This is a genomic window from Fundicoccus sp. Sow4_D5 (genome assembly GCF_052116365.1).
GTDB lineage: Bacteria > Bacillota > Bacilli > Lactobacillales > Aerococcaceae > Fundicoccus.
In genome coordinates this window covers 1-23,590 of record NZ_JBQKLF010000011.1, presented here as the reverse complement: position 1 = coordinate 23,590, position 23,590 = coordinate 1, and the positions used below count along the sequence as shown (strand labels likewise).

The window sequence follows — 23,590 nt, the reverse complement described above, 5'->3', positions numbered from 1 at the left end:
ACTCCTAATAGTTGTTAAGCCAAGGTTTGGCAATTAATTTTTTCTGGGAGGTTGATGAGCCACCATAAATGCTAGTCACTTTTGCATCACGGACAAACCGTTCAATATCATTGTTGCGCATGTAGCCGTAGCCACCTGTGACAGAAATGATTGCCTCTGTAACTTCACTCGCTGTTTCTGAAGCAGCCAGTTTAGCCATAGCGACTTGAATCGGATCGTCAGCATGCTTTAAAATCACATGTTCTAACATCGTACAGTTTGAGAATGTCTTAGCTTTAGCTTCCGCTAAAATTAATTGTGTGTTCTCAATGTCAATCAGACGCTTCCCGAAGTTTCGGTTTAAACTCGCATAGTGCAACCCTTTTTCAAGAGCCCCTTGAGAAATTCCCAAGGCTTGCATAGCGATTGCTAATTTAATTTTTGTAAAAATATTCTCGACTTGCTCTTTACCCGCTAATAAACCACCTAAGACTGCGTCTTTATCGACTTTAACGTCTTTGAAAACGACAGGTGCGACTGGAAGCGCGCGAATCCCCATTTTCTCAGTAGGTGCACCAATTTCGACTCCCGGCTGATTGGTTTCCACAAGGAAAAGGCCGATGCTTTCATCGCCGTTTAATTTGCGAGCTTTAGCGACCACAAAAATCAGGGACGCTTGAGTTACGTTCGAGACTGTTTCTTTTTCACCATTGATGATCCAACCACTCGATGTTTCAATCGCGGTCGTTTGCATTAAGTTTAGGTCACCTTCGTCTTGTGCTTCGTGTTTTGCAAAAGCGCCAAGTATCTCACCTGAAACGAGTTTTTCTAAGTAAGCGTCTTTCTGTCGTTTCGTTCCGTAACGATGCAATGGCCAAATCGCATACGTACCTTGCGTTAAAAGAATACTTGCCATCGCTGCAAATTCCTTAGAAACCAATCGAATAATTTCCATAAAAGCGTGCAAACTATCACCCTGATCTTCCTCATTAAGAAGGAGACGGAAGATATCAAGTTCTAAAAATTTATCTAGCTGTGTTTGTGGAAATTCTTCCGTGCTGTCAAAATATTGGGCAACGTCTGCAAGTTCACTTTTGGCATACTCACGTACTTGTTGTAAGAGGGCTTGATAGTCAGCCGTCATATAAATCTTCCTTTCTGAGGGTTAGGGTTGGACATCCAGTGCTTTTCAAATGGATGGTCATGCCACCCAATTAAACTTAACGTTTAACGATTAATGATACGCCTTGTCCGCCACCGATACATAATGTTGCTAGACCAGTTTTAGAATCGCGTTTAACCATTTCGTGTAATAATGTGACTGCAACACGCGCACCAGATGCACCGATTGGGTGTCCTAGGGCAATCGCGCCACCGTTAACGTTAACTGTTTCCATGTTTAAGCCTAATTCTTGAACCACTGATAAAGCTTGAGCTGCGAAAGCTTCGTTAGCTTCAACTAATTCTAAGTCGTCAACTGTCATGCCTGCTTTAGCAAGAGCTTTTTTAGTTGAAGGAATTGGTCCAGTACCCATGATCTTAGGATCAACACCACTACTTGCATAAGAAGCGATTGTTGCGATAGGTGTCATGTTTAATGCTTCAGCTTTTTCTTTAGACATTAAAACTAAGATTGCCGCACCATCGTTGATTCCTGATGCGTTACCTGATGTTACTGTACCGTCTTTTTTGAAAGCTGGACGTAATTTACCTAATGTATCGACAGTTGTACCAAACCGTGGGAATTCGTCAGTATCAAAGATAACTGGCTCGCCACGACGTTGTGGAATTTCGATTGGAACGATTTCTTCTTTGAAACGACCAGATTTAACCGCTGCTTCAGCTTTTTGTTGGCTGCCTGCTGCTAATTCATCTTGTTGTTCACGAGTGAATCCAAATTTTTCAGCGATGTTTTCAGCTGTAATTCCCATGTGGATTCCTGAGAATGCATCTGTTAAACCATCTTTAAGCATTGTATCAACCATTTCTGAGTTACCCATACGAGCGCCCCAACGTGCGTCGTTCGATACGAAACCTGAACGGCTCATGTTTTCAGTTCCACCAACGACTACGACTTCGTTGTCGCCTGTCATAATTGATTGTGCACCTAACATGATTGTTTTCAGTCCTGAACCACATACTTTATTGATTGTTAATGCTGGGACTTCTTGTGGAAGACCTGCATTGATACTTACTTGTCTTGCAACGTTTTGACCTAAGCCTGCGCTTAGAACGTTACCCAAGATTACTTCGTTTACTTCTTTAGGGTCTAAGTTAATATCCTTCAATGTCTCTCTCAATACAGTTGCACCTAAATCAACTGCTGAAATACCTTTAAGTGATCCTCCAAAAGAACCTAGTGGTGAACGACGTGCTGCTACGATGACAACTTCTGTCACAATAATTTCCTCCAATTCGAATTTTCAATTTTATGCGAAGCGTTTACAGTCCTTATTTTAATGGACATCGGGGTGAAATAGAAATAGCTGTTAATTAACACCTCTATAAGTTAAGTTAATAGAGTTTCGTTGTATAAAAGGATTGACTTCCAGCTTATTTATAGCGCTTTCAGCGGTTGGTATGTTATAAAAAAGCTGACCCTTGAGAGTCAGCTCTGTTTCTTTTATTGAACCGGTTCGTAGAAGTATCTCAGAATTCTTTCGTAGACTTCTGTTTCCATGGAACCATATTTCTTATTGTGTGGACGCACAAGTGTAAAGTTAAAGGGTACAAAGTCACGAAATTGTAGGACTTTGAATTCATTGCGATCGATATATTGATCCACTGGTTTAGGCAAAATAGTGACAACTTCGTTGCCACGAGTCGATTCAATTAAGTAGTCCCAAGAATCCGACGTGTAAACAATGTCGGATTTAGTTTTCGTTTTCTGAATTTTTTCCGAAATAATCTGATGGGTAGTAAACGTTTTACTAAAGGTAGCTAATTGATAGCCATCTAAATCTTTCCATTCGAGTTGTTCTTTACTGGCTAGCGGGTGATTGATATCCATAAAAGCGGCCATTTCATCTAATTGGATGACATGTTGTTCAAAGGATTTCAAGTCTAAGTTGGTTGGCTCGATAATAATCGCGTAATCAATGTCGTCATTTAATAAGAGCGTTCTTAATACCTGACTGCCGGCTTCTGTTACTTCAAGTGAGATATCCGGGTTCTCGATTGAAAAGTTGGGGAAAAAGTTCGAGAAATACACACGCAGAATCAATGATGGTAAACCGATACGGATGGTCCCCTTTTGACGTGATGACTCTCTTTGGATAATTTCTTCCATCTCTTGCGCCTTATTAACAATCTCTTGTGCGAAACGAAAAATTCTTTCGCCACTTTCCGTTAGGCCCTCTAATCGACCATTCTTACGGTTGAATAACAAAACTTCCTCGCTATTCTCAAAATTTGATACAAATTGACTCAGCGCTGATTGGCTGATGTGGATTTTCTTGGCTGCCAGCGATAAGTTACAACCGCATTCCACAATATTGATCAAATAGTTCATTTGGGTGATATCCATTGACATGGAAGTATTGCTCCTTTCAATTCCTATATAAAATTATCTATCTCCTGCGATAAGTAGTCCTTATACAGAGTAATTATACTACATCTTTGCTGTATAGTCAGTTGGAATAGTGAATTGTCATGTTTTTCAGGCTTTTAATGTTAGAAGGTTGGAAACTGGGGGATGTTGTTATTCTCGTCTTGCTTACTGTATGGTGTCAATGAGGTGATATTTTTGAGGTTGGGTTGTTTGGGGTGTTTTTGTGGAGGTTATTAGGATGTCTATTTCCTTAAGATTAACAGTCTTATCAAAAAAAACCGCAGACGGTTAGGTCTGCGGCAAATTGTTTAACGTTCGATTATTTTATACGAATGCGCCTAAGCCAGTGATTTCGCGGCCGATGATTAGGGCGTTAACTTCGTGTGTTCCTTCGTATGTGTAGATTGCTTCAGCATCTGCGAAGAAGCGGGCTACGTCTGTTTCCAGTGTAATTCCGTTTCCTCCGACTACTTCACGTGCTAATGCGACTGTTTCACGCATCATTAGTGAGTTTTGCATTTTAGCTAATGAAGAGTTTAGCATTAATTCGCGACCTTCTTCTTGTAATTGAGCAACGCGTACTGAGTAGCCTAATGTTGAAATGGCATTCGCTTGCATGCGTGCTAATTTTTCTTGAACGATTTGGAATTGGGCGATTGGGCGTCCGAATTGTGTACGCTCTTTCGTGTAGTTTAAAGCTGCAATGAATGCACCGTTTGTAATACCCATAGCGATATGTGCGACGTCTGTACGAGTGTATACTAAGATTCTTGCTACATCTTTAAAGCCGTTGATGTTTGCTAAGCGGTCTGCTTCTGGTACTTCAACGTTTTCTAAAGTGATATGGCCGTTACGGATCGCACGTAATGATGCTTTATGCTTGATTGGCTCAGCGTGATAACCTGCTGCTCCTTTACGGACCATGAAACATTTGATGCGGTTATCTTCAACGTCACGTGCAAAGATTGGGATAATGTCAGCTGTATCAGCTCCACCGATCCAACGTTTCGCTCCGTTTAATACCCATGTGTCGCCTTTACGTTCTGCAGTTGTTGATAATCCACCAGCGATATCAGATCCTGAATCAGGTTCAGTTAATCCGAAACATGTTTGCCATTCGAAGTTAGCTACTTTTGGAGCAAACTCTTCGATTTGACGTTCGTTTCCACCTAGTAAGATTGTGTTGTATCCTAAACCACCATGTACTGTGAAGAAGGTTGCGATTGACGCATCAGCACGGGCTAATTCTAAGTATAGGAAAGCTGTATAAATTTCGCTTGGTTTGCGTTCGCCTTCACGACCAACGTATAATTTAGGGTTGTTCATGATGCCTACATCAGCTAATTTGTAGAATGCTTCAAATGGGAAGTCTGCTTTTTCCCAGTGCTCATTGATAACTGGTTTAATTTCAGCTTCGATTACTTTACGAGCTGCCGCTAATACTTCTACTTCACCTTCAGATAATAACTCTGCATAGTGGAATAAATCTTCTGGGTATAATTCTTGAACTAATTCTGATTTCGTTGACATGTTTTCTAGCTCCTTTAGCTTATATGTTGATATATTTTTTGTGGTGTAACTAGATGAAACGCAAGTTAGCCTAACTGGCGCTCTAAAAACTGCTTCTTAGCACTGGTTACTGTCTCACCTCGTGATTAGGGGCACGGGTGACACGGTCTCATGCTAAAACCAAAGTAACGGTGCGACGGGTCTTACTTGGGTTGATCAAAAGATCATGTATGAGTTTCAATCGGTTGCATGCTTCCTTAATAAAGTCTAGTGAATCCCCCCTGACAACTTGAGTTGCCTTTTAGTGGATACGAATCATTAGCATGTCATTAAGGAGTCACTTCTGACTAAAACAGTCTCAAAAAACTTCTTTGATAAACGCTTACAAGTACATTGTAGTAGTATTCTAAAAACTTTTCTACTTAATGAATGTTAATAATGGCATTAGTCAAGCTTATAGACTTCAAGTGGACTCGAGACTATTATCGACGTATTGAGATTAAGCCTGGCTTCTTACTTAGGCAGAAAGACGAACATTAACCGCTTTTTTAAGATTTTTTGGGCAATTCAGTTGAATCGTTGGCAGCAAGCCACTAAAAAAATCAGTTGCCGGTCTTCACGAATTTTCATTAGTTTACTTTATAGTGTTTATTTTAATAGCGTTTTCGATGATTTTTTTTCACAAAATATTTCTTTTAAACGGACTTGTTTTTTTATTTCCAAGCAGATGACGGGTGTCAACTAAAACTTTGAAGGTGCTTTCTTTGTGATGGATAAGTAAATTTTCAGTAGAGAGGATGGTGGTAATGATTGTCTCAGTCAGAAGTTGTCTAGGATGGTTAGCTTTTAAGGTGACTACTGAGGAGTTGAATCGCCCAATGAGAGTTTTAACATGACCACTGGAAATCCGAGCGCCACAATTAGATGTTCTTTCTATTATAAGATAGAGTGACTCTTTCACTGATTAAAGCGCTAAGACAGCCTTCCATTTAGTGACATGCCGATTTTACAAAACCACCGGCTCTTATATAATCGTCCGGCCGAATCGGACGGAGGTTTATATCGCTTTATACAAGCAGCGCTTTTCTGCACGCTGACATTTATCCTACTTTCACTGCCGCTAATTTCTATCCCTACTATATAGTTAGTATCCCTTATTGCCATCATCCATACCTATCGATTAAAGCAGCTGCCTAGCTAACAACACACAGATTACACCGTCAATTTTAATCATCCACTAGCACCGTCCATCCTACCATCATTCTTTAAGTAGCGTATAGTAGCAGGTCACTGTAGAAGCCGGCTTGGACAATACGAGTATCAGGCCACTTGGCCCACATGAGGTCCTGAAAGCACAGCGACCTAGGAATTCAGTAGCCAAGTAAGACGGCTGACTATGAAAGAGATGAAGGCGTGCCTCTCGCATTGCCCGGGCCGGCTTCTACAGTGACCCCATCTTTTTACACCTTCTAACCAAACTCCCCCTAACAAGCACCCATTACCATCCAACTTCATCTAAACAACTTCATCTACCAACACCCCACGATAAAACAAAAAGACCATCCCGAAGGATGGTCCACTATTGCTCGTATAATCTTTTAAATTACTCGCGACCTGCGAAGTTGTTTACTAGGTCAGCAAATTCTTGTGACTTCTCGATTTGAGTCCAGTGTCCACAGCCGCCAAAGATATGTAACTCTGCGTTAGGAATTAAGTGGATTAAACGTAACGAGTTTTCAACGGGAACGACTTTATCTTCACGTCCGTGAACTAATAAGGTCTTATGTTGAATCGTCTTGAAGTCTTCGTCTGGGAATGATAGATCATCCACAGATGCTTGACGAGGGTGTGGAAACATTGAACTGAAGGCTTCGTGGAATCCTGGTTCCATTGAAGCTTCGTAACGAACTTGTGTTAATTCTTCCGAAGCAAATGTCTTGTCGAATGTAAACAAGTCGATTAACTCGCCCATATGTTCTTTCGTTCCTTGGTAGCCCCAAACTTCATTTAGACCGTAAGGGATATCGCCTTGGGTACCCATTGCACCCATTGTGATAATTTTGTTAACTTTTTCTGGGTATTTCAAAGCCACTGAGAAGGCTAATGATCCACCGAAAGAGTTCCCTACTAAGTTTACTTTGTCTGCACCGATGGCATCGATGAAGTCAACGATTTGTTGTGTCCATAAGTCGATACCGTAATCCACTTCGTCACCCGTTGGTTTGTCAGAATAACCGAAACCAATCATGTCCATGGCATAGGCATGGTTTGTTTCTTCAACAAGTGGCAACACTAAACGCCAGTTAGCGTAAGCTGAAACACCTGGACCTGAACCGTGAATGAAAAGTAATGGAACGCCACCTACGTTTTCACCAACTTCTAGATAGTTCGTTGTAAATTTACCTGTTTTAACACTTTTACCAATTTCTGGTCTACTCATGATTAAAATTCCTCCTTAAGGCTTGATATATTCATTATACGGGACATCTTATAATGTTTCAGTGAGATTCCCGTCTAGCGGAACACCGTCTTATTATTTGTCCTATTTTGTTATAGTGATGTGTTAATATGTTGGTTTAATGGCCAAAAGTCCAAGCAAATGCTCAGACTCGGGCCATCACTTTAAATGATGCTTAGTAGAGCAAATCATTTATATGTACAGGGTGTTCAAATTAGCTTTGCGTCATACGCTCAACCATCTCTTTTTGCTCAGCATCTTTGGCTTGAGAAATCTTGTTTGATACTGGCTCGAAGTAAACGTTCAAGTCATCTGTTTCATCTTTGATCGCTGGCGTTCCGTGACGGAAATACGTTTCAGGTAAACGACCACCGTACCAAATGATCGCTAATTCAGTATCTTCTGCAGGCCATTCAACCGTTGGGAAATCTGGATCAAAAATTAAGTAACCTGAGTCACCGAATAATTCGATACGGTTGCCGCCTGGCTCAATCACATACATACATAAAGCTTGTGAAACACCATGTTTCAGGGGACCAGCTTCGATCGGAATACCATACTCTTTACATACATCAGATAAATCATTTAAATGTTGAGGCATGCCATACCAGAAAGCCAAGTGGTGGAAACGACCGCTGCCGTTTAACATATCACCCATCAAAGCAACCTCATGAACTAATGGAGACACTGATAACCATGTTGCGAAGAAATCGCCATCTGGCTTCTTAACGCCTTCACGAATATTGAAGCCTAATTGATCAACATAGAATTGCGCATTTTCAGGTACTTTTGCTTCGTTAGTTAAGAAGTTTACGTGGTCAATCCGACGAACTGGCACCCCTCTTAATGGACGACGTTGTGGACGGTTGCGTAATTGTGACGATAAATGCTCAGGCGCTTCGTAACGCTCAACTTCCCAGAATAACTCTAAACGGTGACCATCTAAATCATCGAATTGATAAGCACGACCATGGCCATAGCTCTCTTCAATCCACTCACCCTTAACACCTGCTGCTTCTAAAGCTTCCACACGACGCTCTAAAGCTTGTGGTGAATACGTACGAAAAGCTGTATGCTTCATGCCTGCTTCATGATGAGGCGTTAAAATTAACGAATATTTGTAAGTATCTTCGTATGCACGCAAGTAAACTGACCCGTTCTCTTCATGAACCACTGTCATCCCTAAGATCTCTGTAAAGAACTCAACCGACTTATCGATCACCGGTGTGTATAACTCAGCATGGGCTAATTGATGGACATCACGGAATTTTTCTACGTAAGTTTCTGTCATTTTAAATTTCTCCTCTTAAATAAGTTTTTATTTTTTTACAGGTTGATTGGGGGCAACCTTTTTTCACAAAATAGGATATTACAGACCTTGAGCAACTGACACCCTTGCTTGAAGCGTTGATCAACTCCTTTAAACTGGAAATTCGTTTAAATACGGTGAGTCATTCGTTTAAATGCGGTGATAAGACCGCTTTCATTCTTAAGTTTAGTGAAATCGCCCGGGGACGATTTCTAGACTATTAAATTTTGAGGTGTGTGACGGACGCCTGTTGATGGGCGTTGTGATGAGTGGACTCGTCTGGTTTGGTGGGTCGCGTCCCGGTTATGGGACGAGTCCTAGTTTATGGAACTATCCTAATTGACAGGACGCGTCCAGTTTACGCAACTTGCCTCTTCAACAGGACGTGCCTTGTCTATGCTCAAATCATTTTAATGACCGAGCTTTTTGGTGAACGGCAAGCTTTTAAACTTGGTCGCGTTCGTCAGCCATTCTGGCTGCCACATCCACCACCATATCTTCTTGGCCACCGACTACGCCAATACGGCCTAATTCAGTCAGAATATCGCGTGGCTCTAAATCGTATTTCTTACCTGCTCTTTGAGCGAACAATCTAAAGCTTGAGTAGACGCCGGCATAACCTAAGACAATATTGTCACGGTCAACGATTTGTGGTGATTCCATAATAGGTGCCACTAAATCTTCTGCCACATCCATAATGCCGTAAACATCTACGCCTGTTTCGATACCAGCTTTATCTAAAGCCGCCACTAAAACTTCTGTTTGTGTGTTACCTGCACCTGCACCTAAAGCTCTGACACTGCCATCGACAAAACTTGCACCAGCATCAATCGCTGCTAACGTATTACCGATCGCTAATCCCAAGTTGTTATGCGCATGGAAGCCAACGGGTACATCTAGTGCAGCAACTAAAGCTGTCACACGTTCTGTTACACCGCCAGGTAACATCGCACCGGCTGAGTCTGTGACATAAATAATGTCCGCGCCATAACTTTGCATTTTTAAGGCTTCTTCAACTAAACGCTCTGGCGTTGTCATATGAGCCATCATTAGAAAACCAACCACTTCCATACCAAGTACTTCTTTAGCGTACTTAATATGTTGAGCTGAAACATCTGCCTCCGTTGAGTGAGTGGCAACGCGGACCATATCGGCACCGGCTGCGCGCGCCAATTTCAAATCTTCAACCGTTCCAATACCTGGTAATAAGAGTACAGATATTTTGGAATAATCGGCAACTTCTTTAGCCGCTTTAATTAAGTCAATATCGTAAGTATGTGAAAAACCGTATTGAACAGATGATCCGCCGATACCGTCACCATGTGAGACTTCAATGTAAGGCACTTTGGCATCATTTAGGCCTTTAACAATCGATGTTACTTGATCGAGCGTATATTGGTGGCGCACCGCATGGGAACCATCACGTAAGGCAACTTCTAGTACTGTTACTTTTTTAGTCATTCTTTTGTGCACCTCCTATGCTTCTTTTTTTAATATTTCTCGAGCAACACGTTCGGCAACACCCACTGCAGAAGCAGTCATGATATCTAAGTTTCCTGAGTAGACTGGCAAGTAATCGCCTGCGCCTTCTACTTCAACAAAGACTGTTACCAATTGACCATCAATAATTGGCGCTGTTCTTAAACGATACCCCGGTACAATGGCTTGGATTTCTTTAGCGCGTTTTTCTACGGAAGCGATAACGGCTGCTTCTTCGAACTCGCCTTCGATCAAAGTATAAATCGTATCACGCATTAAGATGGGTGGTTCAGCCGGGTTCAAGATAATAATCGCTTTCCCTTTTTTAGCGCCACCGACTTCTTCAATCGCCTTAGCAGTTGTTTCAGTAAACTCATCAATGTTAGCACGCGTTCCAGGACCAGCTGATTTACTTGAAATTGTTGCGACAATTTCAGCGTATTCAACCGGAGCCACATCAGAAATTGCTGAGATGATTGGTGTCGTTGCTTGCCCCCCACATGTAATCATGTTGACGTTTTCTGCATCGATATGTTCCTCAAGGTTAACCGTTGGTGAAACGAAAGGACCAATTGCGGCGGGTGTTAAGTCAAACATGCGACTGCCTAATTCTTTTGCGACCGCTGCATTATACTCATGCGCATAAGCTGATGTTGCATCGAATATTAATTCAGGAATCACTTCTAAATCTTTAATACCATCAATGCCAGTTGGCACTGTCGTTAGGCCATTTTCTCTGGCCATTTTCATACCGCGTGAATCATCTGAAACGCCGATCATCGCGATAGGTTGAATGACATCTGATCTTAACAACTTCATCATTAAGTCAGAACCGATATTACCAGGGCCGATAATTGCTGCTGTAACTTTTCTCGACAAATTCACTCACTCTACCTTTCTTCAAATTTAATGCTGACGTTACCTAAACCTTCTGTAAACTTAACTTCAAACTCATCCCCGATTTCTGCTGGGATTGCCGCTGATAACGCACCGGCTAGAATGACTTCGCCTTTTTTAAGACTAATATCAAATTGATGTAACTTGTTAGCTAACCAAGCCACACAGTAAGCTGGATCGCCTAGAACTGCTGAACCATCCCCTTCGTTAATGAAGGCGCCATTCTTGAACAATTGCATCTTCACGCCGACACGATCTAACTCAGCCGGAGAAAACGCCTTGTCACCTAGAATATAGTAAGCAGATGACCCATTGTCAGCCACTGTATCACGTAACGTAATTTGCCAATCTTTGACACGACTATCCACAATCTCGATGGCTGCGACAATACTCTCAGTAGCAGCAAGCACCTCTTCAACTGTGACGTTAGGTCCAACTAAATCTTCCTTCAAGATAAAAGCTAACTCACCCTCAACTCTAGGTTGTAAGACTTGATCCGAATAAATAACTGGCGACTCTTTTGTAATCACCATATCATTTAACAAGTGACCATAATCTGGCTCGTCCACGCCTAATGACTCCTGCATCGCTTTAGAAGTCAAACCGATTTTTTTACCAACAATCGTTTTTCCATCAGCTAGCTGAGCATTGATATTATATAATTGAATGTCATAAGCCTCCTTGACTGTTAAAGCCGGATGCTCTGAAACTACTGGCGACACACCCTCCTGCTGATTAAAGGCCTCACACAAGTGATGTGCCAACTTAACCACATAAGGTTCATAAACTTTCGACATGATATGCTCCTTTCAATCAGAGGCCTTCACAACTTACAACTTGTAAGCGTTACCTCTTGGCTACAACTACATAATAACCCATCCCAAAAGCCGATGCACCCATTTGTTGCGATAGACGCAACAAACAAATAACATTTACAACATACGCAAATAATGTTAACATGAAAGCGTATTCTAACAAAGAAACCGCTTCCTTTCATGGCAAAATAGGGCTCCCCATTTGTTTCGCTAGAAGCAAGATACGCCCTCCAACACATAGCTCGCAACCTTGGCACCTCGCTAAAGTCTAGGAGAAGTGAGGGGTCGGCTAGCTTTCGGGCCTGACTTGTAAAGATCGTGTGGAAGGTAAAGCTACTATAATATGTCACTTGAGTAAGTCGCTTGAGTATGTCGCTTGTAAGTCTTGCCTGTATGGTTAGTAAATTAGATCGTAGGAGGAATTTGGATGAGTGAAAAAAGGTCGGGTCAATTATCATCTGTTAAAAATGCGCTAAAAATTTTGAAGAGCTTTACAACCACACAACCAGTTAAGCGAGTCAGTGATCTAGCCGAAGAGCTCGGTGTGTCAAAATCAACTGTCAGTCGCCTAATCAGCACCTTAGTTTCAGAAGACTTTCTAGCACCAGACACTGAAACGGCTGGCTACCGTCTCGGCTACTCCGTTTTAACTTTAGGAGGCGCCTTGACAAGCACGAACGAATTGTACCGTGAAGTCGCACCCGTTTTAAATAATATCGTCCTTCAAACCGGTGAGAGTGCACACGTAGCGGTTTTAGAGGGACAAGATGTTATCTATCTCAACAAAAACACTGGCCCCTACTATTCCAACATTCTAACTTCTGTCGGTGCCCATAATGCTGCTTACGCAGCCAGCTCCGGAAAAGTCATCTTGGCAGAGGCAGACCCTGAGGTGATTGATCAAATGTTCGAAGATGGTGTCAAGGCTTACACCGAGCACACGATTACTAACCCCATCAAGTTCAAGAAGGAACTTGAAAAAGTACGCCGTCAAGGTTATGCGATGAGTATCGAAGAAATCACCAAGAATAACTATTCGATTGCCGTACCAGTCCGGGATATGTCAGGCAAGATTGCTTGTGCCATCACAGTTGTCGGCCCCTTATCACGCGTCAACAAAGGCAAGCTTGAACAATTCATCAAAATTATGAAAGAAGCCGCCCACGACGCCTCCGAACGTCTCGGCTACGATGAAGACGACAACCATTAACATTATATTTAGTAGGGAAACGCCCACAGCCTTTAGAAAAAGGCTGTTTTTTAATTGGCTTGATAAGCCACCTTACTTGTTAAGACAGAGCTTTCAAGAAGAAAAGGATAAAGGAGAGATAGACGATCCAAGCCGACTTGTTAGGCCGGCGATTGCAAGAAGAGATAAAGGAGTCCTACTCTGGCGAGTCGAACGATTAGATTAAGAGCGGTGGCTTTATGATTGTCACGAAATGCAATGGAGTGACTCCTTTATATTTTGGTGGGTAGAGATTTTCTTTTATATCGAGGGATTACAAAACATCACGTTTTACTAGAAGCTCTCTCGTAATCATCCTTTAATGTGTCGACTCGCCAATTGGTCGACTCGTTAACCTATCTAACATGCTAACTCAAAACGCGAGTCGACACATTAAAATAAAAACATCACCTTATACGTGATATGAAGCCAAAATTATGACAAAAAACACGCTGATTTGAGCCGAAAACCTCAAACTTTATGAGATTCTCTCTCATAATCACCTTTAATGTGTCGACTCGTTACCTATCTAACGTGCTAACTCAAACAGTGAGTCGTCACGTTAAAATAAGCACTTTATTCTTAACTAGACAAAAAGCCCTCGAATCCTTGGATTTGAGGGCTTTTGCAGGGTAAATCATCAAACTTTTATTTATCTAACTCCGGGTGGTCTTCTAGGAAGGCTTCCAACTCGAGGGAAGCGCTCTCCCAGGCATCTAAAGCGAGGAGTTGGTCTTCTTCGACGGCCTTCAAGTCATCGTGGAGATCGGCCAGTTGGACTTGATCGTTGGCCTCGGCCGCTTGTGCAAGCGACTGATGGAGGCTCGCAATCTGGGCATCCAGTTGCTCGTTGGCGTCCCAAGCTTTGTCCACGGCTTGGCTTAGCTTTCGGTGTTCGCGCGCCAATTGCTTGGTGGCGGCATAGCTCAACTGCGCCTTGCCCCCACTTGAAGATTCGCCACTGGCAGACGCGGTTGTTGCTTTGTCGCCACCTTTCGAAGGGCTTATTTTCCCTTGAGTCATTTCGGCAATTTGGGCGAGTTCTTCCTTCTTGGCCAGGTAATAGTCGTAGTCGCCCAGATACATCGTGGCGCCGTCAGCTGCGATTTCCAGTACTTGGGTGGCGATACGGTTGATGAAATACCGGTCATGCGACACGAATAGCAGTGTGCCGTCGTACTCGATCAAGGCCTCCTCGAGGACTTCCTTGCTGTCGATGTCCAGGTGGTTGGTCGGCTCATCCAGGAGCAAGGTGTTATCGTGCTCGGTCGCCAACAGCGCTAAACTCAAGCGGGCCTTTTCACCACCACTCAGCATGGACACTTTTTTCTCGACAGTTTCGCCACTGAATAAGAAGCTGCCAAGAATACTCCTGACAATCCACTCATCAGTGTTATCCTGGGCCTGCCACAATGTTTCCAAAACCGTCTGATTCGGGTCAAGTGTGTTAACATTCTGCTCGTAGTAGCCGACTTCGACGCCGGTGCCCGTCGTAACATCGCCGGCTTTGGGAGCTAAGCGGCCCAGAAGTGTCTTGAGGAAGGTCGTCTTGCCAACCCCGTTTGGGCCAACGATGGCGATCGCTTCTTGGCGACGCAAGTCCATGTTGATGTTTGTCGCGATAGGTGCCTTGTCGTTTGGATAACCGATGGCTAGTTGGTCGGCAGCTAGCACGCGTTCGCCTGAATCCTTGCGGGCTGAGAACTGGATGCGCGGCGCTTTGGCGTCTTGTTTAGGACGCTCGAGGCGGTCCATTTTCTCAAGTCGCTTGCGGCGGCTTTGAGCCATCTTGGTGGTCGAGGCGCGGGCCAGATTGCGGCGGACATAGTCTTCAAGTTTTGCAATTTCATCTTGTTGACGCGCATAAAGCTTGAATTCTTGTTCCAAGCGGGCCTCTTTTTCTTTCAGATAATAGGAATAGTTTCCTTTATAAATGTGTAGTGTATGATGGCGCAGCTCGATGACTTCTTTAGCCACCTTATCCAGGAAGTAGCGGTCATGCGATACGATAAGGAGCGCCCCCTTGTAACCTAATAGGTATGTCTCTAGCCAAGCCAGCGTTTCCATGTCGAGGTGGTTGGTCGGCTCGTCTAATATCAAGAGGTCATAATCCATTAAGAGGATTTGCGCTAAGGCCAGGCGGGTCTTCTGGCCGCCCGATAGGGATTGAACGGGACGCTCATAATCTTCTTCATAGAAGCGAAAGCCATGTAGAACCGTGCGGATTTCCGATTCGATCGCATAGGCATTCTTATCTTTAAGGCGCTCTTGTAGTTGGTCATAGCGCTCCAAGGCCGCCTCGTAAGCTGGCGAGTCGGTATTCTCGGCTTCTTGGGCCAATTGTTCGGCCGCCTTCTGGGCCTGGTCCCTTAGGCGCAGTGTGTCATCAAAGACGTTTAACATTTCCGCCCAGATGGTCCGGTCTGAGTCGATGGCTACGTGTTGTTCTAGGTAGCCGACTTTGAGGCCTTTGGCGCGTGACAGTGCGCCGTCTGATAGGGGCTCCTCGCCCATGATTTGTTTAATTAAGGTGGATTTGCCGGTACCGTTTCGTCCAACGAGTGCAATGCGGTCATTCGTTTGGATGCTAAAGGACACGTTCTCATAGAGGGTCGCGTCTGCAAAACGTCGGCTCACTTGGTTAGCTTGTAGTAGTATCATGTGGTTGTCTCCTCTGTTTATCTTCACTCAGCATTATATCATGTTAGGTCTTGGGTGGGTATTGGCTGTGGCTATTAGTCTAGTCGCAGTCTTTCTCCTCTACGTGCGTGAACATTTGGGCCAGGATTTCGTAGACGTGCCCGTCGAGTTGGCTATAAATCATACTCTTGCCATCACGGCGCGCTTTGACCAGGCGGGCATCTTTGAGTGTTTTCAGTTGATGGGAGATGGCGGATTGTTCCATCTCGAGTCCTTCGGAAATCGCCGTCACATTAAGCTCCTTGCCTTCAAGTAATCGCAAGATCGCCAGGCGGGTCGGGTCGGCTAATACTTTGAATATCCGGCTGGCCTCCTTGATTTTATGCAGTTTCTCCATTGTTTTCACCTACTTATGATTAATTATTCATATGAATAGTTTAACAGGCCGGAAAAGTATTTGCAATATTTTCAAAATTTAATAAATTTTTAAAGTGAGATTGGGTCTCTTTTTACGTATTTATAGATAGATGGTAAAAAGGAGGACAATATATGACCGGAAATTTGTATTGGTATCATGCGATGGCACGTCGTGGGGCTTTGAGTGAGGACGAGTTGTTCAAGTTGGGTCTGGAAGAGTGTGGCGCGCGCGGCGAGGCTGAGTTATTGGAGATGGTGAAGTCAGTGTTTGGTGAGGAGGCTTGGGTCGGGCGTAATGTTTGGCTGGACCAGCAGGTCGAGTGTGATGTGCTGTTAATTACGCATCACCGCATTTATAATTTGAATGCGAAGTATTATCGGGTGGATTTCTCTTATGCTCAAGGGCGTGCATACTTTGGCGGGAACGAGGCCAAGAGTAATCCGTTGGCGGCCTTCCAGTCTTCGATGGATCGTCTGCGCGCTTTGACCAAACGAGTAGGTTTGGATCTGCCTGTGGAAGGTATGTTGATGTTCATGAATTCGGATCAGTTGGTATCGGTGGACGATACAGCTGCTTTTGGCTGCATCCCTCGCGCGCATGTGATGCGAACCTTGCAAGACTTGCAGAAAGAATCAGCGGCTGCCTATGGCAGTCGTCACGGCCGGGGGAGTGTCGGGGCTCAGTGGGCGGCCAGTCGCTTGCTGACTTTGGAGAGTCAGAGCAAGTATTGGGCCCCGCGTGTTGAGGATGCCCATTTGGCGCGGCTCGAAACAGGTCTGTTGTGTCCAGAGTGTGGCGGCCGCCACCTGCTGGTGACCCAACGGTCGCTCGAGTGTCCATGTGGGCGTTATCGGTTTAGTAAGGGAGAGGCCATCTGGCACGCGGTCGAGGATTATTGCAAGATATTCCACGATGCTCCTGTCGTGACGGTCGCAGACATCGAGTGGTTTTTGGCTGGACAGGTGCCTCGCAAAACCATTCGCCAAATTCTAGGTGCCCGCTACAAGATGAGTAGCCGCGGGAAGTATGCAGCCTACATCAATCCATATTTCCGTCAGCCTTATGGAACCGTGCCTATTCGAGCACCTCGTAGAGGAAAATAATGGTCTTGTGTTAGTTATCATTCTTGTATTAGGGTTCGTGTCGTTTTAATTGTCCCACTCGAGATCTGAGTGGGACAATTAAACGTTTAACGTGACCACTCAAAGTCTGAGTGGGACAATTAGAAGGGTTTCGGGAGAAATATGATGGAAATGTCTGGAATTCAGGTGATTTCCTTAATGATGCCTCTTGATGACACACCTATTAGGTGATGTTTTGGTTTAATTGTTCCACTCGAGATGTGAGTGGAACAATTAAACCTTTAACGTGACCACTCAAAGTCTGAGTGGGACAATTAGAATGGTTTTTGGGGGAAACATGAGGGAAATGTCTGGAATTCAGGTGATGTTCTTGATAATCCCTCTTGTTATTACACCTATTAGGTGATGTTTTAGATTTAATTGTCCCACTCGAGATGTGAGTGGAACAATTAAAACTTTAACGTGACCACTCAAAGTTTGAGTGGAACAATTAGAATGGTTTTGGGGGGAAATATGATGGAAATGTCTGGAATTCAGGTGATTTCCTTAATGATGCCTCTTGATGACACACCTATTAGGTGATGTTTTAGTTTTAATTGTTCCACTCGAGATGTGAGTGGAACAATTAAAACTTTAACGTGCCCACTCAAACTCTGAGTGGGACAATTAGAAGGGTTTCGGGAGAAATATGATGGGAATGTCTGGAATTAAGGTAATGTTCTTGATAATCCCTCTTGATATTACACCTATTAGGTGATGTTTTAGGTTTAATTGTTCCACTCGAGATGTGAGTGGAACAATTAAAACTTTAACGTGCCCACTCAAACTCTGAGTGGGACAATTAAACCTTTAACGTGACCACTCAAAGTCTGAGTGGAACAATTAGAATGGTTAGTAGCCACCACTTGGCTAAGTGTAAATTCATTTCATCTAGAAAAACATAAAGGTGTCACTTCACTACGTTTCGTGACGATTATACAAAAGCACCCTCACCTCAAATCGGCCAGCCGGACAAGTCGGCCCCCTCACATCATCCAGCAACCTAAATCCGACGCCTTCCCTCTAATCGTCCGGCCGCACAAGTCGGACACCGTCACCCCTAATCGTTCGGCCGCACAGGTCGGACACCGTCACCCCTAATCGTCCGGCCACCCAGGTCGGACGCCTTTTTCTTTCGCCATACTCACCTCACCTTCCCAAATATAAAAAGCCGCCCAAGGGCGGCTTCTACAGTCTTTTTTATAACATCAGGCCTGGTTTGGCGTTAATCATTAAATCACTAAACTTTTTCTCTTTATATAGATGGTGAGAGGCTGCTCCAATCATAGCGGCGTTGTCGCCACACAGTGATAAAGGTGGAATCAACACTTCTAGTTCAGGAAAGTCAGCGGCTAGACGCGAGGTCAAGCCTTCGCGTAAACCTGAATTGGCCGCCACGCCGCCCGCTAGAACGAACTGACGCACAGGCAGCACGCCCGAACCTCTATCAGAACCAGCAGATTCACCAGCAACATCCCCACCGTATTCCTTCAACGCACGAACCGTCTTTTCGACTAATACTTCCACAACAGCGTTCTGGAATGAAGTCGCCAAGTCCTTTGGTACCACTGTTTCGCCACGTTGGCGAGCATTATGGATCAGGTTCATGACTGCACTCTTCATTCCTGAAAAGCTAAAGTCCAAGTTATCTTCATGCAACATTGCGCGCGGGATCTGATAGCTTTCACTACCTTCTTGAGCTAGTTGATCCATGTGTTTCCCCGCTGGATAAGGCAGATCCAACATGCGCCCTATTTTGTCATAAGCTTCACCGACCGCATCATCTTGGGTCTCGCCGATGACTTCGAAGACGCCATCCTCCGGCATGTAAACCAGTTCCGTATGTCCACCGCTAGCAATCAGCGCCAGCAAAGGAAACTTCAGTGGCTGAATCAGCTGGCTTGCGTAAATATGACCAGCCAGGTGGTTGACGGGAATCAAGGGTTTGTCGTGGACAAAAGCCAAAGTTTTGGCAGCCGTCAAGCCGACCAATAAAGCCCCCACAAGTCCTGGCCCTTGCGTCACCGCAATCGCGTCGACATCGTCTACACTGGTCAAGCCAGCTCCGACCAGGGCCTTGTCGATGACTTGCGTGATTTGTTCAACGTGGTGACGACTAGCCACTTCCGGCACAACGCCCCCAAAACGCATGTGGCTCTTGATTTGTGACGCCACAATATTCGATTTTATGAGCGAACCATTTTCAATGACTGCGACACTCGTTTCGTCACAGCTCGATTCAATCGCTAGAATCTGACTCATCGCCAGCACCTCTTTCTTGATTTTGCTTCACGCCCTCTAGGCCTTCGTCGCTCTCCACAACACCCGCACCAGCACCCTGACCAGCACCCGCCAAATGCTTCTGCATAATCACCGCATCATCGGCCGGGTCCTGGTAGTAGCCTTGACGTACGACCAATTCTTCAAAACCAGCCGCCCTGTACAAGGCACGCGCTGGCACATTCTTCGCCCGCACTTCCAAAAATAAATTTAAAATGTCGCGCGCCGCCAACTGGTCCAAGACAAAGTTAAACAAATGCAGCCCCAGTCCCAATTGACGCCAAGACGGCTCAACAAAGACCGTGTTAATCGTGGCCTCATCCAGAATATGATGGAGGCTGACATAAGCCAGCAGCTCATCACGATCACGCACCATCACATAATACTCAGACTGCGCGTTGGCGAAATCCGCCTCACTCATCGCCGTTGACCAAGCAAACGTCGCCTCATTGGCCACAATTATCTGTAAGCGCAGGACTTGCGGCAACTCGATTCCCCTAAAAGGAACCACCTTCACATTCAATACCGTCTCCTCCAGCGCCTCACGCTCCAGGTCACGACCACGATTACGTTCTGTTCCACTCATTTCCTCAGCCCCCTCTCCTTCAACATTCCAAGCACACACTCGCTAATTCAATGGCCGCACCATCAACAGCGCCGTCTCGTTATTATTGTAATAATAATTATACTTCTTCTGCGACACCGTGAAACCATGCTTCATATACAACATCTGCGCCGTCAAATTCGACTCACGCACCTCTAAACTCGCCTGACGAATCTTCTCGTCCTTGGCCAAAGTCAACCACTGGTTCAATAAATAACTGCCCAGACCATGCCCTTGAAAATCAGGATGCACAATCAAATGCGACACATGCGCCTTCTTGGCCAGAAAACGCCCAGTGACCATACCAACCAAAGCCACATCCTCATCATTTACCGAATGATGCTCCAACAACAAATAGACCGCATAAGGATTCGTCCGCCAATCACGCTCAAAATCCTCCTGCTCCCAAGCCAAATAACCATCATAACCGTCCAACTCCAAAGCAGTAATCGCCTCAATATCGGCCGCCGTCGCCACACGCAAATGAATCACATAATCCGACTCACCCTCACGCGCCAGACGCACATCCGACTCACCCTCCAACTTAGCCGCAATCCGCGCCATAACAGGATGCTTCACACCATCAGACGCCTTACGCGCCGCCTCACCCGTCAACTCATAATTCAAAGAATGCACCGCCTGTGTCGCCATTTGATAAACTTCCTGATTACGTAAAATGTTCAATAAATTCTTCATGATCGCCTTCACTCGCAATAGTCGTATTATTTTTCTGCGCCCACTCACGCTCCGCCAACGTCGCATGCGCATAATTCGGCGCCAACAACGTCGCCTCACTCACACGAGACCACGGACACAATAGGGCCTTACTAGCATGTGGCCAAGTAGACCAATCATCCAACTTTCGAACCTTCTTGTCTGGAAAGTCCTCCAAGAAAGCTTCAACAAACTCATCAATGCCGGCTCCCACCAAGACAACCTCGTCGCCCAATTGGTCCGCCACTGCTTGTAGCCATTCGCGCCAATCCACATGAGCATCCGGCACAACGACTTCCAGTTGCCCCTCACGTGCCGTGTAAACCGCCGTGTAGGCTGACAAACGTCTTGCATCCATTACCGGTATCAGTGTGTCGACTTGCGTATCAATCGCCGCCGCTGCCATCAAGGCGAGCGAAGACACGGTATATAATGGCAGCTTTTTAGAGTTCGCCCATGTTTTCGCGAAAGTCACTCCTACACGTAAACCTGTATAAGAGCCTGGTCCAATCCCGGTAATCAAGCCGTCCAGGTCACTCGTTTTCCAATTTAATTGTTCCATCAATTGAGCCACCGCTGGTACTAATAGGACGCCGTGTTGTTGCTCGGCTAGTAGCGTGTTTTCCGCTAGCACTGTCTCATCGTCAAGCAAGGCCAAACTTAAAGCCTTGGTTGAACTATCAATCGCCAAATATTTCAATCTCTTCACCTATTTCTTGTGACTTGTAGCTAACGCCCAAATCTTTTTTCAACATCCTCACAAAATATTTCAACACAACTTATGGGAATATTTTCTCGTTCATTATTCTAACACAAAAAACCCTCGCTTACGAGAGGGCTTGGCGCATCAGTGTCCGTAGGCGGGCACCATCGCCTGCTTCTGGAATCGTTAGACGAATCCAGTTCGGGAAGCTATGGGTGCTGACCATATAACCGGCTTGACGGAATATTCTGATTAAAGTAGTTGCGTCGTCGACTTCAAACATCACAAAGTTCGTATAACTTGGATAATGAGTCAGGCCCAGCTCCTCAAAGAAAGCCAGCCACAACTCACGCTCCTGGCGGTTCGCCTCGACAATTTCCGCAAGATAATCATGGTCCTGGAAACCAGCGAGAGCTGCAATTTCAGTTAAGCCCGACACGTTGAAGGGTGTGCGCGTGGCATCAACAATTTCAGCCGCCTGCGGATGTAAAACCGTATAACCACAGCGAATATTAGCCAAGCCATAAGCTTTCGAGAAAGTACGCATAATCATCAAGTTCGGGTAATCAGCAAAAATTGAGAAGCCAGATTGCGTCTCTGCTAGACCACTATATTGGAAGTAAGCCTCGTCCAGAACGACCAGGATGTTGGCTGGAACTTGATCCAGAAAGGCTTCAATTTGGTCCAAGGGCTCCATATTACCGGTCGGATTATTCGGGTTACATAAGTAAATTAACTTGGTGCGCTCACTAATGGCAGCCTTCATGCCCGGCCAATCTACCGCAAGTTGCTTGTCCGGCACCTCGATAATGCTTGCGCCATCGACGCGCGCTTGGCTGGCATATTCCGGGAAAGTTGGCGTATGGACCAGAACTTCATCGCCCGGTTCTATATAAGTACGCGGCAAGATTTGAATCATCTCGTCCAAGCCGTTGGTGAACACCAGAGCATCAGGATCTACGCCGTGATAAGTCGCCAGCGCCTCGCGCAGTTGAGTCAAGCGCGTATCCGGGTAACGGTGGGCATGGGCGCCCGTCCATGCCTGGATGGCTTCAGCCACTTTGGGCGATGGGCCGTAGACATTTTCATTCATCGATAGACGAACCGGCGCATGGTCAATCTTCAATTGAGCCTGGAGTGCTTCCGGCTCAAGGTCTGGCACATAGCGCGACAAGTGGGTCGTATTACGTTTAGCTTCTTGCTTCATAGGCGTTCCTCATTCCATTCCATCAGTTTTTCGTATCAATAAGCATACCACAAAAAGTCAAGTTTGCTAGCCTTATGATGGTGTCTTGTAAGAAGTTTGGTAGCTTATTTTTTGAGGGGTGGGGTGTTGTTGAGGTGTTGTTGGGTGGCGCGGGCTCGCTTGCGAAGGCGGTGCCTGGACTAGCTGGGGCACGTCTTCATCTCTTGTTGGTCTGCGGTGGTCGCCGCAGCCGGCAAGGAGATTACCACTCGCCTGTCTACTGAAGTCCTAGGTCGCTTGGCTCCCAGGACTTCATGTGCGCCAAGCGGCCTAGAGCCAGCCAGTCCAGTCCCGCCTTCTCCAGTGAGCTTTTAGGACGCGAACAAATCTGGGTGAAAGTTTGACTATGTTTGATGGAGGGGAGAAAGAGAAGGCTTGTGCGACAATGGTGACTTTGAGAGATCGAGTAATTAGGATGGGTAGATGAGTTTGAGAGGGGATTGAAAATTTCGAAAGTTTGTTGGAATTGTAGGATGGTCAGACGGTCAGTTTATAGCAAACCGCTTGTTGACGGGCACAGCTTGTATAGAAAGATAAAGGTGTCCGCTCCTATCGGACCGGACGATTTGATAAAGAGCATGGGTGCTTTCATTTAATCGTCACGCAGTGGAATGGAGTGACACCTTTGGGTTTATGGGTG

General features: G+C 45.1%; 19 protein-coding genes. 2 read left to right on the top strand and 17 right to left on the bottom strand.

Annotation, left to right across the window (positions count from 1 at the left end; all coding sequences use genetic code 11):
* Window positions 1-4: 4 nt before the first annotated feature.
* From ACTQ45_RS11380 to ACTQ45_RS11335, 10 genes are all read right to left on the bottom strand, one after another.
* Window positions 5-1,123 (bottom strand): acyl-CoA dehydrogenase family protein, encoded by a 1,119-nt coding sequence (locus tag ACTQ45_RS11380; protein WP_441763772.1) that lies wholly within the window; start codon window positions 1,121-1,123, stop codon window positions 5-7.
* Between the two features lie 76 nt (window positions 1,124-1,199).
* Complete coding sequence (locus ACTQ45_RS11375) at window positions 1,200-2,378, bottom strand: acetyl-CoA C-acetyltransferase (RefSeq protein ID WP_441750929.1); 1,179 nt, start codon at window positions 2,376-2,378, stop codon at window positions 1,200-1,202.
* 224 nt (window positions 2,379-2,602) lie between these two features.
* Window positions 2,603-3,505, bottom strand: coding sequence for a LysR family transcriptional regulator (locus ACTQ45_RS11370; RefSeq protein WP_441751318.1), 903 nt, complete (start codon window positions 3,503-3,505; stop codon window positions 2,603-2,605).
* 348 nt (window positions 3,506-3,853) lie between these two features.
* Window positions 3,854-5,059: an acyl-CoA dehydrogenase FadE gene (fadE, locus tag ACTQ45_RS11365; RefSeq protein ID WP_441750931.1), complete on the bottom strand. Its 1,206-nt coding sequence runs from the start codon at window positions 5,057-5,059 to the stop codon at window positions 3,854-3,856.
* A gap of 1,582 nt (window positions 5,060-6,641) precedes the next feature.
* Window positions 6,642-7,478, bottom strand: coding sequence for an alpha/beta fold hydrolase (locus ACTQ45_RS11360; protein ID WP_441750933.1), 837 nt, complete (start codon window positions 7,476-7,478; stop codon window positions 6,642-6,644).
* A gap of 232 nt (window positions 7,479-7,710) precedes the next feature.
* Complete coding sequence (locus tag ACTQ45_RS11355; protein WP_441763771.1) at window positions 7,711-8,787, bottom strand: VOC family protein; 1,077 nt, start codon at window positions 8,785-8,787, stop codon at window positions 7,711-7,713.
* A gap of 462 nt (window positions 8,788-9,249) precedes the next feature.
* Window positions 9,250-10,266, bottom strand: a complete 1,017-nt coding sequence (dmpG, locus tag ACTQ45_RS11350; RefSeq protein WP_441750937.1) for a 4-hydroxy-2-oxovalerate aldolase — start codon at window positions 10,264-10,266, stop codon at window positions 9,250-9,252.
* A gap of 15 nt (window positions 10,267-10,281) precedes the next feature.
* Window positions 10,282-11,169, bottom strand: a complete 888-nt coding sequence (locus tag ACTQ45_RS11345) for an acetaldehyde dehydrogenase (acetylating) (protein ID WP_441763770.1) — start codon at window positions 11,167-11,169, stop codon at window positions 10,282-10,284.
* Between the two features lie 5 nt (window positions 11,170-11,174).
* Complete coding sequence (locus tag ACTQ45_RS11340) at window positions 11,175-11,978, bottom strand: 2-keto-4-pentenoate hydratase (protein WP_441750941.1); 804 nt, start codon at window positions 11,976-11,978, stop codon at window positions 11,175-11,177.
* Between the two features lie 49 nt (window positions 11,979-12,027).
* Entirely contained in the window at window positions 12,028-12,159 is a 132-nt protein-coding gene (locus ACTQ45_RS11335) for a hypothetical protein (protein ID WP_441750943.1), read from the bottom strand.
* Between the two features lie 264 nt (window positions 12,160-12,423).
* On the opposite strand from ACTQ45_RS11335, the gene ACTQ45_RS11330 reads away from it, so the two are divergent.
* Window positions 12,424-13,206 (top strand): IclR family transcriptional regulator, encoded by a 783-nt coding sequence (locus ACTQ45_RS11330; RefSeq protein WP_441750945.1) that lies wholly within the window; start codon window positions 12,424-12,426, stop codon window positions 13,204-13,206.
* 666 nt (window positions 13,207-13,872) lie between these two features.
* On the opposite strand, the gene ACTQ45_RS11325 is transcribed toward ACTQ45_RS11330, so the two are convergent.
* Both ACTQ45_RS11325 and ACTQ45_RS11320 read right to left on the bottom strand, forming a co-directional pair.
* Complete coding sequence (locus ACTQ45_RS11325; protein WP_441763769.1) at window positions 13,873-15,885, bottom strand: ABC-F family ATP-binding cassette domain-containing protein; 2,013 nt, start codon at window positions 15,883-15,885, stop codon at window positions 13,873-13,875.
* Between the two features lie 79 nt (window positions 15,886-15,964).
* A complete protein-coding gene (locus ACTQ45_RS11320) occupies window positions 15,965-16,261 on the bottom strand; it encodes an ArsR/SmtB family transcription factor (RefSeq protein WP_441750949.1) in 297 nt (98 codons plus the stop codon).
* A 152-nt stretch (window positions 16,262-16,413) separates the two neighbouring features.
* Here ACTQ45_RS11320 and ACTQ45_RS11315 point away from each other — a divergent pair, with 152 nt between their 5' ends.
* Window positions 16,414-17,385, top strand: coding sequence for a nuclease-related domain-containing protein (locus ACTQ45_RS11315; protein ID WP_441763768.1), 972 nt, complete (start codon window positions 16,414-16,416; stop codon window positions 17,383-17,385).
* 1,218 nt (window positions 17,386-18,603) lie between these two features.
* Here the strand turns inward: ACTQ45_RS11315 and tsaD are convergent.
* The 5 genes from tsaD to hisC form a co-directional block, all read right to left on the bottom strand.
* Window positions 18,604-19,665: a tRNA (adenosine(37)-N6)-threonylcarbamoyltransferase complex transferase subunit TsaD gene (gene tsaD, locus ACTQ45_RS11310; protein ID WP_441763767.1), complete on the bottom strand. Its 1,062-nt coding sequence runs from the start codon at window positions 19,663-19,665 to the stop codon at window positions 18,604-18,606.
* The gene (gene rimI, locus ACTQ45_RS11305; RefSeq protein ID WP_441763766.1) at window positions 19,643-20,269 is read right to left on the bottom strand and encodes a ribosomal protein S18-alanine N-acetyltransferase; all 627 of its coding nucleotides are present in this window, start codon (window positions 20,267-20,269) and stop codon (window positions 19,643-19,645) included. Before rimI (ACTQ45_RS11305) ends, tsaD begins: the two co-directional genes overlap by 23 nt.
* A gap of 42 nt (window positions 20,270-20,311) precedes the next feature.
* Window positions 20,312-20,983: a ribosomal protein S18-alanine N-acetyltransferase gene (gene rimI, locus ACTQ45_RS11300; protein WP_441763765.1), complete on the bottom strand. Its 672-nt coding sequence runs from the start codon at window positions 20,981-20,983 to the stop codon at window positions 20,312-20,314.
* The gene (gene tsaB, locus ACTQ45_RS11295) at window positions 20,955-21,710 is read right to left on the bottom strand and encodes a tRNA (adenosine(37)-N6)-threonylcarbamoyltransferase complex dimerization subunit type 1 TsaB (protein ID WP_441763764.1); all 756 of its coding nucleotides are present in this window, start codon (window positions 21,708-21,710) and stop codon (window positions 20,955-20,957) included. The genes rimI (ACTQ45_RS11300) and tsaB overlap by 29 nt, the downstream gene beginning before the upstream one ends.
* Window positions 21,711-21,828: 118 nt before the next feature.
* The gene (gene hisC, locus ACTQ45_RS11290) at window positions 21,829-22,911 is read right to left on the bottom strand and encodes a histidinol-phosphate transaminase (protein WP_441763763.1); all 1,083 of its coding nucleotides are present in this window, start codon (window positions 22,909-22,911) and stop codon (window positions 21,829-21,831) included.
* Window positions 22,912-23,590: the final 679 nt, after the last annotated feature.